This window comes from Marinobacter sp. L-80 (assembly GCF_056859395.1).
Genome location: NZ_JBSXOI010000070.1, coordinates 89,273 through 110,437, shown reverse-complemented (window position 1 = coordinate 110,437; position 21,165 = coordinate 89,273). Strand labels below are relative to the sequence as shown.

The window sequence follows — 21,165 nt, the reverse complement described above, 5'->3', positions numbered from 1 at the left end:
CTGAAGAAAAAAGAAAATCCGGGCTTTCGCACCATCCTGTGCGAAGGCTCAACCCTGATGAAAGCGTCCTGCTCTCATCAGGGCGGCCCTGGTATGCTGAAAGAGTTTAATACAAGCTGCGGGGTATGCGGTACCCCGCAAGTAGTTGCTCTGTGAACGGGTTGGTATTGCTGGCCGCGTGGAGGCGATAACGCATCTCCCCGTCGTCAACCCGGAACCGGACATCGACCGCGCTGCTGCTCACGCCGGTAATGTCGGCTTTATCGAGCAGTCGGAACAGAGCCCATGGGCCGCTTTCCGAGAGGCTGCGGGGTGAACGGTTCACCTGAACCGGCACCAGGGTAATACGGCTCTCAACAGAGTCCCGCAGGGTATTAGGCCAGACCAGCGGAATGCTCTGGCGCGGGCCATGGCTGAACTCCACCAGTTGGCCGTCGACATTGACCACGCTGCGGCGCTTGTTGGCTGAGAGATTGAGCGGTTCCAGCGCGAACTCCACATCCAGCGAACCACCCCGGGTAAAGTAGGCCCTGCGGATTCGATCGGCATTTTCCAATGACGTCAGTACCGCACCGCGCACCAGGCCGGCACGTCGGGCATCGCCCACCTGTTCCGGGTGATCCTCGAGGAACAGTTTCAGGTTGTCCTGATAGAAGGCGTCCAATACGCCGCCCGGGGCAAAGAACCGTTCAAAGTCCTGCAGTGCAACATCCCGCCCGGAGTCCGGATTAAAGGGATAGTGGCGGGCCAGATTCTGCTGGAAGGGCTGATACACCTCGCGGTACCACTCATGCTCGAGCTGCGCCACCGCCTGGTCCAGAACCACCCGCCAGCTTTCCGTGGCCAACCGGGTCAGCAGCCGGTTCAGGGGCTCCGGCTGGTTGTCGGCCATGCGCTGCAGGGTGAAGATCGGGTCGGCTCCCTGCAGGCCCATGCGGGCCCGGGCAGCGGCCAGCGCAGCCTTGCCCTTGTCTGGCGCTTCCTGGATGTTGCGCATGTACTCGTGAAGTTCCGCGACCACCAGCATGATCTGTTCAAGCCCGGTTGGCTGATCGCCATTTTTTCGGGTCAACTGGTTGAGCTCCGCAAACTGCCGTTCAATATCCTGCAGCATGCGGAAATGGGGCGACTGCTCCAGAAGCTCCCGGGCCGCAGCACTCTCCCCTTCTGCCGAAGGTACAAGACGCGTGTTATGGCGAACCTGCCCGAGCAGGCTTGCCAGGGGCTCGTGGCCGCTGGTCAGGCTCTCCAGAATACGTACGCCGTGGTTCAGGTCCTCAAATCGCTGAATATCAATGCGGCTCAAGGCAGTACGCCAGGCCTCGGCGTAGTGCTCGGCATAGAGGGTCTGCAAACTGGCCAGCAGCCTGGCTTCATCCGCCTTGCTAAAATCGACGTTGTCCCGGCGGCCCAGCACCCAGGCGTCCACCAGAGCCAGCTCCGTTACCGAGCCGGACTTGCGCAGGAACCATTTTTCCAGTCCCTCCCGGGTCAGCAACGCGGGGATGGTCAATGGGTCTTCTTCCACCGCTGCTCCCGAGTCCGACGGCTCGCCATAGCCATCCAGCCGGGTGAACACCGTGCTGAATGCCGGCCCGGATGCCCGGGCCAGTTCCAACGGTGCCCGGAATTCCTGTTCTGCTTCAATTTCCAGATCCCGATAGACCCGGTCTGGCGTGGCAATCCGACCAAGCTCATGTTGTGCCCACTCGACACTGCTACGAAACGGCGCCAGGGTCATATCGGCAACCGCATCGCCCTGGCGAGTTAGCTGTGCCAGATCGGTATGCGCCATGGCATAGTCCAGATGACCCAGTAGCCGCTGCTGCAGTTCACTCTGGCCGGGGAACGCCTCCTGCCAGTGGTTCTGCATGTAGCGGGTAACAATATCGTCCCGACGACCACTGGCGTCATACAGCATGCGCAACACCCGCAGATGCTCCAGGCGCTCAGTGCTATTGTCCGGCGCCTGACCCATCTCGGCCATCACACCGAACATCAGGGCTGGCAAATATTGGTATGCCAGCATATCCAGGTAGGATTCCTCAACTTCCGGGCCCACCTCATGGCCACGGTATAGGCCCATATCACTGAGCAACGGCCAGTTCCGGCGGTGGTCGCCAAAGGCCAGGGTCGCCTCACGAAGTTCATCCAGCGGGCCGAGCAGGTTTCGGCCGGTATTGTCCGGCTCAAAACCCACCGGCTGCCAGTTATCGATGAATCCCCGCACACGGGTTTCCACGGCGGTCGCGGCCTCTGCATTCTTGATAAAGAAATGCTGCCAGCCGGCTGTCATACCCGCTCCGGCACAAACAGCCACCACGGCGGCCACGGCCAGCCGGCGTTGCCGGGACTGAATCACCCGTCGGTTGTCACCGGCCAGGCCAGCCTCCGGATAGATGATCTCGGGGAACAGTGCCCGGGTAAACAGGTTGGCGGACTGCCCTGCCCGTTGAGCAGGCTGAATGGGCCCTGCAATCTGGTAGTTGGCAGCAGCCGCTGAGACAAAGGCATCCTCCGGGACACCCTCCTGCAACACCGAGGTGAAGTAGGTGCCGCGGACCATCGCCGGTGTCGAGAACACATCCGCAGACAGCAGGTCGGTCAGGAATTGCTCCAGAACGGGCTTAAGGCCGGCAAGCTGGCGGGTAAAGGAGTAGGCCGCTGCCCGCTCCTCGGCATTCCGGGTATTGGCCAGAACATCCGGCAAGCGATCGGTAAGCCGCTCAACCATGGCGGTGTATCGGTCAGCGAACTGGTTCAGCCAATCGTCGTTATCCATCTGGCCTTCGAGGCTGAAGGTAAAGCCCAGGGCCTGCTCCTTGTCCTGCTTGCTCAGGGTCCGCACCAGCGGGCCAAATCCGTAAAGCAGGTCCATCTTGGTGAAGGTGACATAAACGGGCAGGCGGGAGCCGATCTGCTCCATCAGTTCCCGCAGGCGCGTGCGCAACAGGATGGCCCGGTCCCGCCTCTGGCCGGAGTCTGCCACGCTGAGACTGGCCAGATCTATGGCCAGCACCACCCCGTTCAGAGGGCGTTGAGGACGATTTCGCTCCAGCCAGGCGATGAAATGATGCCAAAGACGCTGCTGGATCTCCGCGCCGGCGCCCTCCCCCTGACTCTGGCTCAGCAGTTCACCATCCGGATCGATCAGCACGCCTTTATCGCCGATCCACCAGTCAAAACCGAAGGCATTGCGATCCATTCGATTGTTGCGGGTTACGTTGGTGAGCGTGTAGGTCTGCCCGGAGCGTTGAATCAGGCTGGTCTTGCCAGCATCCTCAAGGCCCATCGCCAGATACCAGGGCAGCCGGTAAATGCCTTTGCGGCCGGGGAGGTTGCTTTTCAGGGCCGCCAGCTGGCGATCCAGCAGGCGCTGTTGCTTGCGCTCCATGGGCAGAATCGGATCTTCCTGTTCCTTCTGCGCTTCCGCCTGCCTGACGTTCACCTTGCGCAGGCGGCGCGCCAGCATCATGCCCCACACCATGGCCACGACCAGCACAACGCCCAGGGTTACCACGGCCCGCATCTGCCAGGCCGCCAATGGAAACTCACCATTGAGCTCCCAGCGTGGCCCCAGCCACCAGGTGGCCACCACCAAGGCAATAATGCCCAGTACCAGGGTGACCGGGGCTGCGTTTTTGAGGTATGGCAGAAGCCAGCGACCGATGAGTAAAGCTTTTCTCCACATGGTGTCCATTCCTGCTGTGATTCCTTGGTGTGTTCCGGGTATCAGCCCAGCTTTTCAAGCTGCCTGATCAGGGCTGGCTCCCAGTTCTCGAGAGCCAGCCCGCGCACCTGCATTTGCAGATCCTGAATCTGCTGCGTGGCCAGTGATTTCAGGCCGGAGTCCTTCATTAATCGGGCGCTGGCAAGGCGCCAGTAAAAGCGGTCTCTTGGTTCTCTCGCTTCCGCCAGCCCGTCCTCCAGAAGTTGCATCCCGGCAGCCAGCCCCTTTTGCCCGGCCAGCTCCCGGGCTTTGTCATAAGCCTGCTCCCAGGCGTTGGCGCTGCCGGCGGAACCACCGGTCGCCGGCGCGGACCAGAGCCACTCTTCCGCCTCCCGGGAGAGGAACGGGGTGCCATCGTTGAAGGTGAGCTCCGGCAACTGGGCAAGGCGCTCAACAAACTCCTTTGCGGACACACGGATGGCCTCAGCGCAGGCGTGGTGGCCCAGGGCCGCCGCTACCCGGGCACTTAACCAATGGCCGTCCAGCCAGAACGGACTGACCGACAGGCTCTGCTCGATTTTCTGCCACAACGCCAGGTCGGCGGATTTTTCCAGGGCTTCGCGATAGTCAGCCACCCGATCGGCACTGACGGCGGCAAGATCGGTGCGCTTTCCGTCCCGTGTCGGCGGTACCGTGGTGATGTTCTGCCAGATAGCGTAACGGCGAACCTGGTACCCCAGAGGCTGGTCCGGCCCGGTTTCGGTGAGCATGTCCGCGACTTTCAGAAGACTCTGCCGGGTTGCTCGTTCGTCGCCCGGGTCCAGGGTGAGTGCCCCCAGGGAAGGCTTCGACGGTGCAGGTTTCTGCTCTGGCGTTTCAGTTCGCGAATCCTGGCTGACCTGCCCTGCCTGCGGACGGGTTTCGGGGGCTGCCGCGGCGTCGTTAACCCTGGGCAGCTTTTCAACCGCCCGTTTAAGATCCTGCAGCGACTCCTCGGGCAATTCCCGGCCAGCGGCCTGGTCCATCAATCTCGCCAGAAGTTCAAGGCAGAACGCCCGACCGTCGCCAACACTGCCATCAAACGCCAGGGCGTCGACGCCCTTGCCGGCGCGCTGGAGCATCTGGGTGAACATCATCTTGCGTGCCCGCTTGCCCGTCTCTCCAGGGTAGGGCCAGGCCTGCTCCCACCATTCGTCCAGCACCCGGTGCAGCAGGTACAGGGATAGGGCGAACCGTTCACCATCACCACCGCGTTGCAGGGCGACCAGAAGAAAACCGAGCACTTTCAGATCCTTGCTGCGGTCCGAGAGAATCGTCAGGGCATCGCTTTCAACCTTGCTCCAGTCGATGTCGGTATGGGCCAGAGAGCCCACCTTCATGATCTCGTTTTCCAGAGACTCGAGCGTTGCATCGTCTCCGAGTGCCTCGCCGACACCGGAATCGCCGGGCAATGGTGAGACAACCTGTTCAACGTAGGGATGTTGCTCAATGATCTGCATGTTGCTGTCCTGAATCGCTGTGTTCAGCCGGCATTTACCAGCCACAGGTCTCGCGTAGCGGTTCGATGGCCCGGCGGTATCCCGAGAGATCAAACAGCAGGCCATCAATGCGACCGTTGGGCGAGTCAATGCGCGCCTCTGTGCCGTCGATCATGGCTTTCACGGTACGAATGGCTGGCAGTCCCCGGCCGCCGCTGAGCACGAAACCGTTGTCCCGCACCCGCCAGACGGTCTGTCCCCGGCCAAACCCCAGCCGAATCCGCTGCTCGTCCATTGCCTCGGGCAGCATCAGCGTGAGTTCCGTGATGTTGTTGTAGCACTGAAGGGCCAGCAGAGGTCTGGGAGGTTGAACGCCCAGAGCCGGAACCGTCACCAGGTGGCCAGCTGCTCGCCCGGTATTCCGGTAAAGCACACCGGCACCGGCATTTTCTGCATCAAGGCTGGCGTAGGCCTGTCGCCATCGCTCGGATCGCCGGGCATCCGGGGCCGCAAGTTCCTCGCCGGATGCCGCCAGGTGAGTACCAAAAACCTCGTCAAAGCAGGCCAGCCGTTCAAGTCGCTGGGGCTCACTGGTACAGAGTCGGGCATCTTCAAGCTGGTCAGCGCTGGCATTGGAGACCAGCGAAAGCAGCGCCAATGCCGCTGCAATACCACCGGTTAATCGCACTCTTCGGGGAATCATGACTCTGTCACCCGGTACTTGAGACACTTGTGGGCCAGGGTCCGCTTTGGCAGGCCGAGGCTTTCTGCCGCCTGGGCCCGGTTGCCACCATACTGGCGCAGACGCTCGCGAATAATTGCCGCTTCAAAGGCCTGTGCCGCGACTTTAAGATCCCGGACCTCTTCCACAGCAGGTAGATCAACGGGATTTCTGTCTCTGGCATCCGAGGGTGCGCGGGTCCAGCCATCGGGCTCTTCAAACAGGTCATTAATCCTCAGAACTTCCGGCTGGATATCATCCCCGCCCGGGGTCTGCAGGCAGGCCAGTTCAATGATGTTGCGCAGCTCACGGACATTGCCCGGGAAGTCGTATCCAGCCAGCAGGTGCAGAGCGTGGCTGGAAATGCCCATGGGCCCGCTACCCTCACGCTCGGTATACAGGCGGATAAAGTGACGGCTCAGGGCTTCGAGGTCCTCGGGGCGCTCCCGCAAGGGCATCACCCGCAGCGGAAACTGGCTCAGGCGATAAAACAGGTCCCGCCGGAAGCTGCCGTCTTCGATACCTGCCTGCAGCGGCTGGTGGGTGGCCGCTACCAGGCGAAAATCGGAGTGCTGTTCCTCACGGGCGCCCAGTGGGCGGAACTGACGGCTCTCCAACACCCGGAGCAGCTTCGACTGCAGGGCCAAGGGCATGTCGCCGATTTCATCCAGGAACAGGGTGCCGCCGTTGGCCTGTGCCAGAAGCCCCTGCTTGTCCCGGTCGGCGCCTGAGAACGCTCCCCTGGTATGCCCGAAAAGTTCGCTTTCCAGGAGGGTGTCGGGAATCGCGGCGCAGTTGACCACCACCATCGGGCCGTCGGCCCGGTCGGACAGTTCATGGATACCGCGGGCGACCACATCCTTGCCACAGCCGGTTTCACCCTGCACCAAAACGGACAGTTGGCTGCCGGCGGCCCGGACGATCTGGGCCCGGAGGCTGGTCATGACCTGGGAGTTGCCGACCAGGGTTCGGGCCAGTTGTTCGCACCGGGTGCGAACGGTTTCGGCGTCGTGCAGATGATCCAGTGAGCGCTTGAGCAGGCGACGCTGCCAGACCTGATCACGGCTCTGAAGCTGGGTAATCCATTGATGAACCAGCAGTTGCCGTAGGCCACAATACAGAGGCTGGCCGGTAATGCCGTCCCAGTCGGGTTCGTCCCGACACAGTACGAGCACCCCCAGGGTTCGGCCGTCATTACCGGTGAGGGGCTCAAGCCACAGGGAACGCGGCCGGTCGCTGGCCTCAAACAGGGCCTGGAAGCCGACGTGGTCCAGGCGGTAGCTGGCGGCACGGGTAAGTTCCCGGGCTTTGCCGGTTTGCAGCACGTGGGCAAAGGGGTGGCTGAAGTCACCGCAGTCGAATTCGCCGTGTTCGGCGAGGTCGCTGCAGTGCAGGGTCCGGCCACTGAGGTCGAGTTCGAGTGCCCAGCAGCGGGTCAGGCCGAAGGCGTTTTCCAGCTGTCTTGTGGCGGTTTTCAGCAGATCCGGCAGGTTGTCTTGCTGGATCAGGGCCACCGCCAGGTCGATTCCGGTGTGCAGTTCCATCTGCATCCGTCCCATGGTTCTCTTCCCTAAGATTTTTATGCTTTTGTGTTCGCCAACCGCACACCGTGCGGATTTGCTTTCCAAAACACGCCGTGAATACGTCCCTGTAGGCTCCGCTCCGCCATCCATGGCTCCGCAGGGTTTTGGAAAGCAAATCCCCACGCCGCGCTACTTTGGAGTGTCCCTAAACCACCATTCCCGTAAATCTGGCATCTTCAACACCCAACATGACCTTCGTAACCGACTCCCTCGCCGCCAGTTTCTCCAGCAACGCCAATGAAACCGGCGGCAAAAGCTCACCCTCTATGATCGACTCAAGCATCCTTGCGCCGTTTTCGCTTCTTGTCGCACGGCTACGGATGGCATCGATCAGGCCGTCCTGAAGTTCCACTTCGGTGTGATAACGGGCCTTGATCTGGTCCGCCAGGCGCTGGAGTTTGTCGCCAACGATGCGGTTGAGGGTTTCCTCGCCCAGAGGCAGGTAGGGCACCACTTCCATTCTTGCCAGCAAGGCCGGTTTGAAGAAGCTGGCCAGTTCCGGGTAAAGGGCTTCGTCCAGGCTGGCCGGGGACTCGGCGTGGTTGACGATGGTCTGGTAGCCCAGGTTGGAGGTGAGGAAGAAGACGACATTTTTGCAGTCGATGAGTCGGCCTTCGCCGTCAGCCAGTTCGCCTTTGTCGAACGCCTGGTAGAACAGGTTGAGGACTTCCGGATGGGCTTTTTCGACTTCGTCGAGCAAAACCACGGAGTAAGGTTTCTGACGGATGGCTTCGGTGAGGATGCCGCCTTCGCCGAAGCCAACGTACCCCGGAGGTGAACCGATCAGGCGCGAGACGGTGTGTTTTTCCTGGTATTCGGACATGTTGATGGTGGTGAGGAACTGGCGGCCGCCGTAGAGCAGTTCGGCGAGCTGTACCACGGTTTCGGTTTTGCCGACGCCGCTGGGCCCCACCAGCAGGAAGGCGCCCATGGGGCGGCCAGGCCGGCGCAGGTCGGCGCGGGCGGTGAGCAGGTGTTGGTGCAGGCAGTCGATGGCGGTGTCCTGGCCTTTGATGTGCTCCTGCAGATACGCCGGCAAGTGGGTGATTTTTTCCAGTTCGTCGGTGGTCATGCGATTGACCGGAATGCCGGTCCAGTCGGCGATGACTTCGGCCACCTGCCTGGCATCAACGCGGGCGTGTACCAGCGGCTCGTCGGCATGGAGTTCAGTCAGTTCCTGCTCGATGGCGGCGGCTTCGCTTTTCAGGTCCGGGCGTTCTTCTGTATCCCCATCGGTCAATTCAGAGGTATCCGCTTCGGCCTGGGATTCGCCGGTGAGCAACTGTTCACGAATCTCCACCAGTCGTGCCACCAGCTCGCGCTGGTCGTTCCAGCGTTGTTCCAGGGCTGCGGATTCAGCAGTGATCCCGGCAATGCGCTGTTCAAGTTCCCTTTCCCGGTCGGCATCCACGGTCTGGCCCAGGGTGTGTTCCCGGCTCAGCAGGTTCTGTTCCATGGCCAGCTGATGCAGCTCGCTGCGGACGTGGCTCAGGCGTCTGGGCGGCGTGCTCAGATTCAGGCTGACCCGTGCGCAGGCGGTGTCCAGTACGTCGATGGCTTTGTCCGGTAGCTGACGGCCGGCAAGGTAACGGGCAGACATCTCGGCAGCGGCTTTCAGGGCGCTGTCGGCGATCAGGACCTGATGGGCTTTTTCATAGACGGTGCGCAGGCCACGGAGGATGTGGACGGCTTCTCCGGGTGTGGGTTCATCCAATGCCACGGGCTGGAAACGGCGGCTCAGGGCCGGGTCTTTTTCGAAGTATTTCTTGTACTCGCGCCAGGTGGTCGCGGCGATGGTGCGCAGCTCGCCCCGGGCCAGGGCCGGTTTGAGCAGGTTGGCCGCATCGGAGCCGCCTTCGCTGTTGCCGGCGCCAATCAGGGTATGGGCTTCGTCAATGAACAGGATGATGGGGGTAGCGGAGCCTTTGACCGCTTCAATCACGCCTTTGAGGCGTTTCTCGAACTCGCCCTTCACCGAGGCGCCGGCCTGCAGGGCGCCCATGTCCAGGGTCCAGAGCTCAACGTTTCTCAAGCGGTCAGGCACATCGCCGTTGACGATGCGCAGAGCCAGGCCCTCCACCACGGCGCTTTTGCCCACACCGGCATCGCCCACCACAATAGGGTTGTTCTTGCGGCGGCGGCAGAGGATGTCGATCATCTGGTCGATCTCGGCGTCACGGCACACCACCGGATCCAGTTTTTCTTCCCGGGCCAGTCCGGTGAAGTCGGTAGCGTAGCGTTTGAGCGGGTCCAGATCCGCGCTTGCCACCGGTTGCCCGGGTTCCTGCTCGCTCGGTTCCAGCCGCTCCGCGGAGCCCTCGGTGAACCGGTCAAATTGCTTGCGCAGCTGCTCACGGTTGATGTCCGCCAGTGCCTGTGCCACCCGGGGCATAAGGTATCGGTCGGCATTCATCAGCAGGGCCAGGAAAACCGCGCCCGAGCGCAGTTCGGTGTGCCCCAGTTCGGTGGAAGCCAGCAGCCAGGCATCCTGCATCAGTTCCACCAACAGCGGCGAGAACGATGGATAGGGCTCAGCGCTTTGCACCTCTCCGTTCAGGCTGTCGCCCACCAGCGGTTGCAGTTGCTGATGATCAATGCCGGTGTGCTCCAGAATCTGGCGCACGTCGGAAAACGGTGTTTCCAGCAGCTTGAACAGCAAATGGGCCGGAGTGATTTCCGCGCCCTGGCGGCTGATGCACAGGGCGGCGGAGGCTTCCAGCGCCTGGCGTGACATGTCGTTGAGGCGCCCGATCAGCGCCGGCAGTTCTACCCGAATCACGTTGATGTCCTTATTTCGGTAGTTGGTCGAGTACGCGCAATACGTCCGTGATGCGCTCGTTCAGTGCCATGTTATACAGGGAGTAGATGCCGGCCATGGCCGCCACAAACAGACCTGCAATGCCCCAGACGGGCATGCCGCTGCGCAACCGGTTCCGGGTTGGCGTTACGTTCGCCCGGGCATCCGCAAGAGGCGCCGGGTCCTGTTCCTCCTGCAACGCTTTCAGTTGCTCGTGCAGGCCACGAACAATCCGGTCGTATTCATCCCGGCCGTTTTCCATCACCTTGTACCGCCCTTCGAAACCCAGGGAGAGGCACAGGTAGATAAACGACAGCATGTCGCGATAACGGGCCGGTTCCTGCTCCATCCGGGCAAGAATGGCAAAAACCTTTTCCCCACCCCAGGTCTCGTTGTGGAAGCGGGACAGCAGGGAGTGCTGAGACCAGACGCTATGGGCGCCCCAGTCGGTCCCCAGCACGGCCTCATCGATGAAGGCGCAGAGGACGTACCGATAGGCGACAACAACCGGCCGGTCGTAACCCTGCTCCACCAGTTCCCGGTCGATGGCAGCAATCTCATCCACCACCTGCTGGTAGAGGGGTTCCACCGCGCGATAATCCGCCAGCCTGCGTATCCTGATCACCAGGCCAAGCAATGGTGTGGCGGCGTCAATCAGGCGGTTATGTTCCAACCCTCTGAGCTGGAACTGCTCGTCGACCTGGCCTTCCCTGTTGCCCTCAGCGGCTCCCCGGCTGTCGGCAAAGATCAGATCACTGAACGCACTGCTGCCGGAATTCCTGCTGCCGTTGGGTAAGTCCATTACCTGTGCATCTGCCATGATTTAGCTCCTGATTGCCCAGAACTGCATTTCCATGCCCGGGAAACTGCCGGCCACGTGGAATGCGAAGCCGCTGGCGTTGTCGAGCATTTGCCAGGCCTGGCTCTGGTCGTCCAGGCGGAAGTACACGAAGCCGGCGTGGTACGGCAACTGCCGGGGTGCAACCGGTAACGCAGCGAGCGGAATTCCCGGCAGCTGCAGGCTGATGAGATCCCGTATTTTCTCCACCGAGGCCACCTTGCACTGCTGGGTGAACTGCTTGCGCAGATCGTCCAGCGGCATGTCGGCTTTGACCGCAAGAATGAATTCCGCATCCCGGACCAACTGGGCATCCTGAACCGGGGCCACGGTCAGGCCGTACTGGCGCTGCTGAAGCTGGATAGCCAGGGCTCTTGGTTCCAGCACCGTGCTCAGGGACTGCCGCAGAACCTGCATGAGCGGGGTAAAACAATCCTCCGGCAGATCGTGGTCATAGGCCGGGTACTCCCTCGGCAGGCGCCCTTCATCGGTGAAGGTCACCAGCTCGCCACACAGTTCCAGCAGGGCTTCGAACAGCCGTTCAGGATGCAACTGGCGCAGGCGGGCCAGGTGCATGAACCTGGGATGGGCCCGGTTCAGCATCTGCAGCAACATGAAATCCGCCACATCCGCAACGCCCCCCTGCCCGGGCGCACCGACACGCTCGGCGATAGTGCGTGCCCGCTCCCGCATCAGGCCCGCCATTTCCCCGACAAATCGCTGCAGCCTCGGTGCCGCTCGCACACTCAGCATGGTCGGGATGAAGTTCGGGTCCATCACCAGGCTGCCGTCCGGGCGCTTCTCAAGAATCCGGCCGATGGCCAGGGCCGCATAGGCACTGCGATCGTCTCGCTCCAGCATCAGGCGGGGTGCAACCCGGCCCACATTGATGGTGTGGGCATCACCGTCGACCGAATGCAGATCCCGGATTTCCAGGGAGTCGGCACGGAACCGGCCCGCCACCGGGGCGTCCGGCCATTCCACTTCGGCGAGGCTGTCACTGCCCAGTGGCAGGGCCAGGTACACGATCTGATTGGCCACGGAGGCATCGGTGATTTCCATCGGCTCCGGCATCACATCGTCCTGGGGCAGACTGAAGCGGGTGCCATCCGGGAACAGGCCGGATGCCCGAACCAGGCCAACCCGGCCGAAACTCAGGTACTCTGCGTTCAGTTCCAGGTCGCTGAAGCCATACAGATAATCGGAGATCGCGAGCGCCCGTTCATTGATCTGGTGTTCCAGATATCGCTGCTGTTGCTGGAAGTGTTGGGGCTTGATGAACAGGCCATCACTCCAGACGACTCGATTGGTTACCGCCATCAGGTGTCATCCGAATGCTTGAGTTGAACTTCCCGCTCCCGCAGGTTCACCAGCAGGTTGTAGCGGCCACCGATTGGATCCACCTTCACCACTTTCTTCCACTGGGACAGGTTGGGATAGGCGTAAAAGGCGATCACGCCGATAAATCGGGTGTCCTCGCCAATCTCAAAGGGTTCGATGAACTTGAACTGGCCCGGCACCAGGGAGTAATCGCTGTGGTCCACATAGTTCTGGCCCAGTGACGACTCGAGGTCACTCAGTAGCTGGTCGAAATCCCCGGCCATCAGTAGTGAGCTGTCGCGCATCTCGATGATCTGAAACGCAACGGGCGTGGGTGCCAGGGATTCATTCGGGTTTACATCCGGTTCGGCCACCATGGTCAGACCGACCCGGCTGGGCAGATCCTCCGGGTATCCCACCGGGATATCCGGGTCCCAAAGCACTTTTGCGGTTTTGGTGACCGCGTTATAGGGTGTGCTGCATCCGGCAAGCACGAATACGATGGCCAGCAAACTCCATTTGCAGGTCTTCACAACGGGTTCTCCCTCTGTAGTTGGCGCAGGTTCTGGTCGTAAGCCTGTTCGAACACTTCCTGGAACAGACGCTCGAATCCCTGCTGACGACTGGATTTCAACTCTCGGTAATAATGCTGGTACATATCCCATGCCCAGCGTCCCTCGTCCTCGTTCTGGCGCAGTCCCCGGCGGTAACCATGGAAACGACGCAGCAAGGCCTCGGGCGAAAAGGCATGCAGGATGGCCTCCAATGCCTCGCTGATGGCCTCACGGGTTGCCTGCTGGTGATGATTCAGGCTCTGCAGACTCTCCCGCACCGCCGCCGGCGCCGACAGGTGAACCGGGCTACGATGGCTGGCGAACAGGGTCTGCACCGTATCCTCATAACCCTCACCCAACCGCAGTGGATTATCCTCGATGGGTTGCAGGCGGGTTCGCAGCGCCTGATGCCTGCTGTCTTCTCCCTGATGCAGGGCCAACAGGCCTTCCACGGTCGACTTCAGTGTTTGCCCTACTTCCTCCAGGAACAGACGCATCTCGTCGCTGTCGGCAAAGTCCAGCCCGACTTCCATACCCCGCAACAGGGGGGCACCACTGATGTGCTTGCTGCTCTGATCGGAAGCCTCCCTGCGATCAGTGCTCTCTGAAATCTCAGACATCCTGTCTTTCTCTCCTTTGCGAACTGGCAGGCCCATCGCTACGTCGCGGTTTTCACGGTACTCATCCGAAACCTGCCTTTCGGCGGCGCGCCAGGAGGTCTCGCTGACCATCAGCGCGTCAGCATCCGACTTCTGTTGGTCCGGCTGTAGGTTCCAGGGTGCCAATGGGTCATCACTGACTGCCTCCCCGGCTATCGCGCCAAAATTCTGCAGCGGCTCCGGGTTCTCAGTCTGGCTGGTTAAGTACTCGGCCCGCATCAGCGGCCCTTCATCGACATCAATCAGTTGCCGGGCCTGATCTGCCTCACCTCTCTCAAGCAGCGGTTCACTTACAACCTCGGCCAACTCCGCACGAAGTTGATAGCGACCAATACTGATGGTATCGCCATGATTCAGTCGTGCCCGACGGCCCCGACCCACCGGCTGACTTGCGCTATTGATGTAGGTCCGGCCACTGCGATCAATCAGGCAGAAGCCGCCGTCCAGAAAACGGATCTCCGCGTGGCCGGGAACCGCACCCGTTCTGTGGGACGATAACCGCCAGGTATCACTGGCTGCTGTACCGATAGAGCCGCCACGAACACTGAAGCAGTGGTCGATGGTTGCCCCGCCGCCGGCAACGGTCGGATTGGTGACTGTCAGTTTGAGTCCCACAGCCTGTTGTTCATCCATGAATATCTTCCCTGCCGGATTCACCGGCGAATCTGGATCCGGACCGCCGGTCGGCGCCTGGCCTTTTCCGGGGTCACGAAGGAATTCCAGCCCAGCCGCACATCTTCTCCCAGCTCCATGGGACGGATGTCTTTCGGACGCATTTGAAGCTCCAGGTCGTACGCCAGCTGCTCCCGTGTGGTGAACTCAACGAGCTTGACCAGGCGTTGGTGGTCCTGGCCATTAGGCAGGAAATCCGCAAAGCGCTGTCGGCTGAGATTTCGCAACCGGAGCACGAATTTACCACTGCGATCCCGAATGGCCGATCCCACCAGTGTGTCGCTGCCCAGACAGGCGTTAGCCTGGCCTAGTCGGGTCTGCTGATCATCGGCGATGGCCACCTTGCGCAGGACCCACTGTTCAATACTGACATCATCCAGATCGAAGCAATGGGCAACGATGCCGCTCACCACCTCAGGCGACCGGCTACGACCGGCCATCAGGCCGGAATAGGCCAGCATCTTGGACCAGTTCACCGGTGTCGCCTCCCGCAACCGGCTGTCGCCCAGACCTATCAGGGCAAAGATCAGCTCTGAAAAGCCGTCCGAGGCACCGGGTTGAAACCGAACGTAGTAGCGATACTTGCGCCATGCCCGGTGGAACAGCGTGACCAGGCGATGATTGAAAAAATCAAGAAAATGCCGCCGGATGCCCAGATTCTGCCCCGCTTCCCAGGCCAGGTCTTCAAGGTAATAGCCCGGCAATGGCGACTGGGAGCCGTGCAACCCCAGAAAGCTGACTTCCATCTGATACGGGGCATGCTCGTGCTCCGGCGACAGCGCCGAAACCACATCGCTGCCGGGAAACCCCAACCCTGCGGAAGCAGAAAACCGGATCCGTTCCTGGCGGGGTTGGTCGTCGCTGTTTCGCTCCAGATCATCCCCGTGATGCCGGTGAATCAGGTCCACCAGCTGGAAAAAACTGTATCGCCGCGCATTGCCCAGAACGGGTTGCAGCTCGGCTACATCAGCGGCTGCTGACCTTGCTGTAACGTCCATGTGTACCGTTCCTGATTATCGGTGTTCACCACTTCCAGTTGGTGAAATGCGTTGATACTGGCGTAAAGAGCAAAGAACTGGCTGAGAACCGTGCCGAACAGGTAAAGATCACCTTCCGATGCAAAGGCCTGCTGGTCCAGTTTCAGTACCGAGCGGATCCCGCGCACCGGCAGGCCCTTGACCATCCGGTCAACCGGGGATGTCTCGATACCGGTAATACCGGCCAGACGCTTCTGGGACACCCGCTCCGCCTGACGGTCCACCAGGGCCCGGAAATCATAGACCCGCAGCACCGTGCGCAGGGCATCCACGTCCAGCATGGACAGGTAATTGAGTGACAGATTCGAGATCAGCGTCCACAACAGGCTGCCATCCAGGGTTGGCCGCAGGGTCGCGGTGGGCCGGGTAATGTTGCTGAAGGTGGCAAACGCCGGCGTGCTCTCGGTCGCCATGCAGATTTCGCCTACCGCCAGCTGGCTGGGCAACTGGTGATTGGTGCAGGTGAGGGTCAGGGAAACCGCTTCCTGCCGGCTCAGGCACTCGGACTCGTCGCCCCGGACAAACGACATGTAATGATCAAAGCCGTCCCCGCGCACGCTGTCCCGGGCCCGGACCCGGTAGTACAGGGCGGTACGTCCCCGGTCCCGTTCCACCTCATGCTGGAAACTCTCGAAGGCCGTGTAGATGCGGGGCTCACCGCGCCCGGACCGACCCTCCAGCCAGCCTTCCACCTGCTCGATGCTGAACACCTCGTAGTGGTCCGGGGAGCGGCTGGAAGGCGAAATCCGGTATTCGGTCTGGCGGCCGTTCAGATCCACCGGTTCGCCTTCATGGGTAAACAGGTTCACCGCCGGTGTGCAGTAGAGCTGAAAATTGTCTTCCCGCACCTTGGCGTCCGGCGGCAGGATACGGCTGAAATGGAAACGCAGGCTGATTTCGTCCGCCTGCAGCGCAGGCAGCCGGCGTGCCAGGCCGTGGATGTCCACGAAACGGAAGGCCTCAGGGAAGCTGAGGTATTCCTGCAGAATGCGGTAGCCGGGGTAGGCGTTCTTTGGGTACGGCAGCAGAGCCTCATCGTTGCCAAATCCCACCGGCTGCAACAGCGAGGCCGGCAGGCGGTATACAGCGTCCCCCACCACCAGATCGATGCGTTCGAGATAGTGGTTCAGCCAGAGAAACAAGGTTTCGGCGATATGACTCTCGCCGCCCAGATAAAAGCGCAGGCTTTCCATACCCAGTGACGACAGGGGCTGATCGGTATGCAGCGCAAGGTCCACGGTGACAGACGATACCTCGCGCGAGTGTTCGGCATGGGCCGCGGCAACGCTCACGGGAAATACGTCCACCGCGCGGCAGGTGCGGAACCGGCACTGGGTCTGGCGATTGGCATCGCCCAGGGGCCGGCTCTTGATCTCGGTGTGGCGGTCTACCCTCTGGCGCTCACTGATGGCATGCAACTGCGGATCAAAGCGCATGATCGTGCAACTGGGTACCGGCCGCAGATAATTCGGCCACAACATGTTCAGCAGCGAGTGGGTAATCTCCGGAAACTCGTCCTCGACCTTTTCCCGGAGCTTTCCGGTCAGGAAAGCAAAACCTTCCAGCAGCCGTTCAACATCCGGATCGGTACTCTGCTCGGACAGAAACCGGGTCAGCTGCGGATGAGCATCCGCGAATTCCCGGCCCTGAAGCCTGAGAAAACTCAACTCGTCCCTGTAGAACCGATTTAACTTCATACAACTACCGCATCCTTGGGAGTATGAGACGGTCGGTACACTTTTCTTCCGGGAAAAAACAACTCGCTGCGCTCAGACATTTTTTCCCTGCAGAAAAGCATCCCCACCGTCTCTCGCTATCCTTGGTGTTTGCTTATCCGTTTCGTTACACCACCTGGTAGTAACGTTTGTCATCCAATACTAAATCTATGGTCGTTTTGTCGTCATTTGCGCCGACATTCAGGTACACGGTCACCTGAAACCGCAACTGCAGCGGATCGGGTCCCTGGGGCAGATTAACCACATCCACCCGCTTCACCCTGGGTTCGAACTTCTCGATGCACTGCCGGATCGCGCCACGGATCTGGACGCTCAGATCGTGGGTGCCGAGCGTGGCGTCGTTGAAATCCAGCAACCCCAGATCTGGTACGCTGGCGCTGTTGCCCGGATGGGCGTTCAGCAGGCGGACCAGGTGGCGTTTGATGGATTCAACAACATGGGTGACCTCCCCCATGCTCTGACCGGGCGGCGCGGCGGCCTGTTCCAGTCGTTCGAACAGGCTGCCGCTGCTGGCCTGCGATCCGTCGCTGGCCGGGTGATGGAACACGGATTAGTCCTTGTCCAGTCGGCCAACCAGTGACAGTTCGAAGTTGGCGCCCATGTACTTGAAATGCGGACGCACCGCCAGGGAGACCTGGTACCAGCCCGGATCGCCTTCCACGTCGGAGACGGTGACCTGCGCGGCGCGCAGGGGGCGACGGCTGCGGACTTCCGCCGGCGGGTTTTCCTGGTCGGCCACGTACTGGCGGATCCAGGTGTTCAGTTCCCGCTCCAGGTCCTGGCGTTCCTTCCACGAACCGATCTGTTCGCGCTGCAGCACCTTGATGTAGTGGGCCAGGCGGTTGACGATCATCATGTAAGGCAGTTGGGTACCCAGCTTGTAGTTGGTTTCCGCTTCCTTGCCTTCCTTGGTGTTGGGGAACTGCTTGGGTTTCTGCACCGAGTTGGCGGAGAAGAAGGCCGCGTTATCGCTGCCCTTGCGCATGGTCAGGGCAATGAAGCCTTCGTCGGCCATTTCGTATTCGCGACGATCGGTAATCAGCACTTCGGTCGGGATCTTGGCTTCCAGTTGACCGAAGGATTCGAACAGGTGCACCGGCAGGTCCTCGACTGCGCCACCGCTTTGGGGACCGATGATGTTCGGGCACCAGCGGTACTTGGCGAAGCTTTCGGTAAGGCGGGTGGCCAGCAGGTAGGCTGTGTTGCCCCACAGGTAATGCTCGTGGTCCGCCGATACGTCTTCCTTGTAGTTGAAGCTGCGCACCGGGTTTTCGGTGGGATCGTAAGGTACCCGCAGCAGGAAGCGCGGTGAAGTGAGGCCCAGATAGCGGGCGTCTTCGGATTCACGCAGGGAGCGCCATTTAGCGTATTTCGGGCCTTCGAAAACGGCCTTCAGTTCCTTGATGGCGGGTAGTTCCTGGTAGCTGTCGACGCCAAAGAACGACGGTGCCACTGAGGACAGAAACGGAGCATGGGCCATCGCTCCGACCGACGATACGTACTGCAGCAACTTCATGTCGGGTGTGGACGGGGTAAAGGCGTAGTTGCCAACAACCGCGCCGACCGGTTCACCACCGAACTGGCCATATTCCGTGGAATAGATGTGCTTGTAGAACCCGGTCTGGGTAACGTCCGGCGCGAACTCGAAGTCTTCCAGCAGCTCGGTCTTGGTGGCGTGGAGGATATCCACCTTGATGTTCTCACGGAAATCGGTGCGGTCCACCATGAGTTTCAGGCCGCGCCATGAAGATTCCAGCTCCTGCAGCTTGGGCGCGTGCAGGATTTCATCCATCTGGGCGCTGATCTTTCGATCCAGCTCCACCACCATCTGGTCCACCAGGGCCTTGTTGACCGGCTGGCCTTTTTCGTCGCTTTTCAGCAGGTTGGCAATAAACGTTGCCACGCCCTTGCGAGCAACATCGTAACCCTCATCCGCCGGCGCCATGCGGCTGTTGGCCATGACCTGGTCGAGGAGAGAGCCTTCAGTGACGGATTCGGAGGCAGCAGATTGCTGCACAGCAGTATCAGACATACCACATCCTTTTAGTACGTTTTGAATTCAGTCGGAAATTATGAGCGGGTGTTCCCTTACTCGTTGCTGTCTGTGGCCAGTTCCAGTTCGGCCAGCAGCTTGTCCCGGGCGTCGTCGTTGTCCAGCAGTTCCTGAAGCTTGGAACGGAACGACGGTACGTTACCCAATGGGCCTTTCAGGGCCACCAGGGCTTCCCGCAGTTCAATCAGCTTGTTCAGCTCCGGAACCTGACGGGCAACGCTGTCGGGAGAGAAGTCATCAAGGGTCTGGAATTCCAGGTTTACCGGCAGTTCGTCGGCTTCCTCATCCAGCTTGTTGGTCACGGTGGTGGAAAGGGTCAGGCCGGCTTCCTTCATGACCGAACGGAAGTTGTTCTTGTCGACGGAAATGGCCTTGCGATCTTCGATGGGGGTTTCTTCGGCGTGTCCCTTGAAATCACCAACCACGAACATCTTCAGCGGCAACTCGGTTTCTGCCTGCTGATCTCCGGTGGCGGGGACGTACTTGATATTGATGCGCTCTTTAGGCGCGACGGAACCGTCTTTTGAAGACATGCGCTTGCTCCCTGTGCAAATCATTTGCAATTGTTCAATCCCTTGTACGCACCCTCCTGGCGCGCAACGATCAAAACTCTACACAGATCACTTGCCAGGCTCAAGCAAAAACTGGCCAACTTTGTTCGCGAATGTGCGGCCGGGCAAGCTTTTGCCAGAATACGCGGGATCTCCAATCTGTCATCACTCATACGAAAATTCAGTCAATGACGGCATTGTTGGCTGTGGCTATACTCGCCCAACGAGCAGGATCAACACGAAACCATAAGGAGATCAACATGAGTGACCTGAAAACCCGCTTCGACGAAGCCGTGAATTACATCCAGACTGCCGAGGGCGACTTCAAACCGTCCAACGAGATGAAACTGGAGTTCTATGCGCTCTATAAGCAGGCCACCGAGGGAGATGTGTCCGGCAAGCGCCCGGGCATGATGGATTTTGTCGGCCGCGCCAAGTTTGATGCCTGGGAAAAGGCTAAGGGCATGTCCAGCGATGAGGCCATGCAGAAGTACATAGACAAGCTTGAAGCCCTGAAATAACTGGTGTTCCAGCCCAGACTCTGGTCGAAAAATGACCAGAGTCAATCTTCCTGAATAAAGCTTTGCGCTCGTAAATGAGCTGTCATAAGATGCGCGCAAAATAACAATACCAATTCACCAGGAAGAGTTATTTATGGACATCACGGAAGCGCTGGAACAGTCCCAGCCAGGCTTGGTGGCACGGGTCAAGGACGCCATCCACGAACAAAAGCTCAATCAACGCTCTGAGCAAACCTACCTGCACTGGATCACACGGTTCGTGCTGTTTAGCGACATGAAAGATCCGGATGCGCTGGCCAATGAAGACCGCCGGCTGTTTCTGGAATACCTGAACGATCGCATGCGGGTATCCCGGGCGCGTTTCAATCAGGCCAGTCAGGCCCTGGCATTTTTCTATGAAGATGTACTTGGTAAAACGCCCGCCGGAGACAACGGCTGCGCCGCAGCCTGATAGCCTGTCTCAACGCTCATTCATATTGATGTTAAGCGCATCGTAAGTGCGGTTCTCGGGTGGGCGGATCACGTAGTTGTTGCTGTGGGTCTGCCCGGGAATGGATTTCGGATTGCTGAACCGGAACTCCACCGGAATCTGTGATCGGCCGAGGTCCGTGCGGTTATCTCCGGGTCGAAGCCCGAGGGGATCCAGGTAGAAGTCGTCTTCAACCCGGGGTTTGAGCGGTACACCCGCAGCCGGTGCCGCAAGGCCACCCTCGATAACGGTATTGGCCAGCGTCTCTTCCTCCATGGAATTCAGCTGGATGGTGTGGATGGTTGAGCGTTCTTCGTACTGGAAAGCACTGTCCTGCGCATCGCTCTGCGCAAAGGCCGCACCGGCAGAAAATGCCGCAGCCAAGACAAGCACCGTGATTACCCTGCTCTGAACGTTCCCCGCTTCTCCACGCATACCCATGGCATTTACCCCGGCAGACGATCCTGTCTGCGACCAGTTGTGACAAATTTTGATCAGTTTATCGA

Annotated in this window: 17 protein-coding genes; 2 read left to right on the top strand and 15 right to left on the bottom strand. The window is 60.3% G+C overall.

Going from position 1 to position 21,165, the window contains the following annotated elements:
• Positions 1-106: 106 nt before the first annotated feature.
• From tssM to tssB, 14 genes are all read right to left on the bottom strand, one after another.
• Positions 107-3,700 carry a type VI secretion system membrane subunit TssM gene (gene tssM, locus AC13E3_RS13620; RefSeq protein WP_288367160.1) on the bottom strand — a complete coding sequence of 1,198 codons (3,594 nt, stop codon included), beginning with the start codon at positions 3,698-3,700 and terminating at the stop codon, positions 107-109.
• 32 nt (positions 3,701-3,732) lie between these two features.
• The gene (gene tssA, locus AC13E3_RS13615) at positions 3,733-5,169 is read right to left on the bottom strand and encodes a type VI secretion system protein TssA (RefSeq protein ID WP_288367158.1); all 1,437 of its coding nucleotides are present in this window, start codon (positions 5,167-5,169) and stop codon (positions 3,733-3,735) included.
• A 34-nt stretch (positions 5,170-5,203) separates the two neighbouring features.
• The gene (gene vasI / locus AC13E3_RS13610; protein WP_482902129.1) at positions 5,204-5,851 is read right to left on the bottom strand and encodes a type VI secretion system-associated protein VasI; all 648 of its coding nucleotides are present in this window, start codon (positions 5,849-5,851) and stop codon (positions 5,204-5,206) included.
• The gene (locus AC13E3_RS13605) at positions 5,848-7,419 is read right to left on the bottom strand and encodes a sigma-54-dependent Fis family transcriptional regulator (protein WP_482902190.1); all 1,572 of its coding nucleotides are present in this window, start codon (positions 7,417-7,419) and stop codon (positions 5,848-5,850) included. The genes vasI and AC13E3_RS13605 overlap by 4 nt, the downstream gene beginning before the upstream one ends.
• Positions 7,420-7,597: 178 nt before the next feature.
• On the bottom strand, positions 7,598-10,231 hold the full coding sequence (gene tssH, locus AC13E3_RS13600; protein ID WP_482902128.1) for a type VI secretion system ATPase TssH: 2,634 nt from the start codon (positions 10,229-10,231) through the stop codon (positions 7,598-7,600).
• Between the two features lie 10 nt (positions 10,232-10,241).
• Entirely contained in the window at positions 10,242-11,069 is an 828-nt protein-coding gene (icmH, locus tag AC13E3_RS13595) for a type IVB secretion system protein IcmH/DotU (protein WP_008175723.1), read from the bottom strand.
• Between the two features lie 3 nt (positions 11,070-11,072).
• The gene (gene tssK, locus AC13E3_RS13590; RefSeq protein ID WP_053113255.1) at positions 11,073-12,407 is read right to left on the bottom strand and encodes a type VI secretion system baseplate subunit TssK; all 1,335 of its coding nucleotides are present in this window, start codon (positions 12,405-12,407) and stop codon (positions 11,073-11,075) included.
• On the bottom strand, positions 12,407-12,940 hold the full coding sequence (gene tssJ / locus AC13E3_RS13585) for a type VI secretion system lipoprotein TssJ (protein WP_008175720.1): 534 nt from the start codon (positions 12,938-12,940) through the stop codon (positions 12,407-12,409). The genes tssK and tssJ overlap by 1 nt, the downstream gene beginning before the upstream one ends.
• Positions 12,937-14,253, bottom strand: a complete 1,317-nt coding sequence (gene tagH / locus AC13E3_RS13580) for a type VI secretion system-associated FHA domain protein TagH (RefSeq protein ID WP_008175718.1) — start codon at positions 14,251-14,253, stop codon at positions 12,937-12,939. Before tagH ends, tssJ begins: the two co-directional genes overlap by 4 nt.
• Before the next feature lie 20 nt (positions 14,254-14,273).
• A complete protein-coding gene (gene tssG, locus AC13E3_RS13575) occupies positions 14,274-15,290 on the bottom strand; it encodes a type VI secretion system baseplate subunit TssG (protein ID WP_008175716.1) in 1,017 nt (338 codons plus the stop codon).
• The gene (gene tssF, locus AC13E3_RS13570; RefSeq protein WP_482902127.1) at positions 15,254-17,026 is read right to left on the bottom strand and encodes a type VI secretion system baseplate subunit TssF; all 1,773 of its coding nucleotides are present in this window, start codon (positions 17,024-17,026) and stop codon (positions 15,254-15,256) included. Before tssF ends, tssG begins: the two co-directional genes overlap by 37 nt.
• A 145-nt stretch (positions 17,027-17,171) precedes the next feature.
• Entirely contained in the window at positions 17,172-17,612 is a 441-nt protein-coding gene (tssE, locus tag AC13E3_RS13565) for a type VI secretion system baseplate subunit TssE (RefSeq protein WP_482902126.1), read from the bottom strand.
• Between the two features lie 3 nt (positions 17,613-17,615).
• Complete coding sequence (tssC, locus tag AC13E3_RS13560; protein WP_008175710.1) at positions 17,616-19,097, bottom strand: type VI secretion system contractile sheath large subunit; 1,482 nt, start codon at positions 19,095-19,097, stop codon at positions 17,616-17,618.
• Positions 19,098-19,153: 56 nt separating this feature from the next.
• On the bottom strand, positions 19,154-19,651 hold the full coding sequence (gene tssB, locus AC13E3_RS13555) for a type VI secretion system contractile sheath small subunit (RefSeq protein WP_008175709.1): 498 nt from the start codon (positions 19,649-19,651) through the stop codon (positions 19,154-19,156).
• 278 nt (positions 19,652-19,929) lie between these two features.
• Here tssB and AC13E3_RS13550 point away from each other — a divergent pair, with 278 nt between their 5' ends.
• Complete coding sequence (locus AC13E3_RS13550) at positions 19,930-20,190, top strand: acyl-CoA-binding protein (RefSeq protein WP_008175707.1); 261 nt, start codon at positions 19,930-19,932, stop codon at positions 20,188-20,190.
• 133 nt (positions 20,191-20,323) lie between these two features.
• The gene (locus tag AC13E3_RS13545) at positions 20,324-20,641 is read left to right on the top strand and encodes a site-specific integrase (protein WP_008175705.1); all 318 of its coding nucleotides are present in this window, start codon (positions 20,324-20,326) and stop codon (positions 20,639-20,641) included.
• 9 nt (positions 20,642-20,650) lie between these two features.
• On the opposite strand, the gene AC13E3_RS13540 is transcribed toward AC13E3_RS13545, so the two are convergent.
• A complete protein-coding gene (locus AC13E3_RS13540; RefSeq protein ID WP_008175703.1) occupies positions 20,651-21,100 on the bottom strand; it encodes a hypothetical protein in 450 nt (149 codons plus the stop codon).
• Between the last annotated feature and the right edge of the window lie 65 nt (positions 21,101-21,165).

Excerpts from the sequence above, each read along its gene's own strand:
- tssB (WP_008175709.1), bottom strand. The coding sequence starts at position 19,651 with ATGTCTTCAAAAGACGGTTCCGTCGCGCCTAAAGAGCGCATCAATATC.
- tssK (WP_053113255.1), bottom strand. The coding sequence starts at position 12,407 with ATGGCGGTAACCAATCGAGTCGTCTGGAGTGATGGCCTGTTCATCAAG.
- tagH (WP_008175718.1), bottom strand. The coding sequence starts at position 14,253 with ATGGATGAACAACAGGCTGTGGGACTCAAACTGACAGTCACCAATCCG.
- tssC (WP_008175710.1), bottom strand. The coding sequence starts at position 19,097 with ATGTCTGATACTGCTGTGCAGCAATCTGCTGCCTCCGAATCCGTCACT.
- AC13E3_RS13545 (WP_008175705.1), top strand. The coding sequence starts at position 20,324 with ATGGACATCACGGAAGCGCTGGAACAGTCCCAGCCAGGCTTGGTGGCA.
- tssG (WP_008175716.1), bottom strand. The coding sequence starts at position 15,290 with ATGGACGTTACAGCAAGGTCAGCAGCCGCTGATGTAGCCGAGCTGCAA.
- icmH (WP_008175723.1), bottom strand. The coding sequence starts at position 11,069 with ATGGCAGATGCACAGGTAATGGACTTACCCAACGGCAGCAGGAATTCC.
- tssM (WP_288367160.1), bottom strand. The coding sequence starts at position 3,700 with ATGGACACCATGTGGAGAAAAGCTTTACTCATCGGTCGCTGGCTTCTG.
- AC13E3_RS13605 (WP_482902190.1), bottom strand. The coding sequence starts at position 7,419 with ATGCAGATGGAACTGCACACCGGAATCGACCTGGCGGTGGCCCTGATC.
- tssA (WP_288367158.1), bottom strand. The coding sequence starts at position 5,169 with ATGCAGATCATTGAGCAACATCCCTACGTTGAACAGGTTGTCTCACCA.
- tssF (WP_482902127.1), bottom strand. The coding sequence starts at position 17,026 with ATGAAGTTAAATCGGTTCTACAGGGACGAGTTGAGTTTTCTCAGGCTT.
- AC13E3_RS13540 (WP_008175703.1), bottom strand. The coding sequence starts at position 21,100 with ATGGGTATGCGTGGAGAAGCGGGGAACGTTCAGAGCAGGGTAATCACG.
- AC13E3_RS13550 (WP_008175707.1), top strand. The coding sequence starts at position 19,930 with ATGAGTGACCTGAAAACCCGCTTCGACGAAGCCGTGAATTACATCCAG.
- vasI (WP_482902129.1), bottom strand. The coding sequence starts at position 5,851 with ATGATTCCCCGAAGAGTGCGATTAACCGGTGGTATTGCAGCGGCATTG.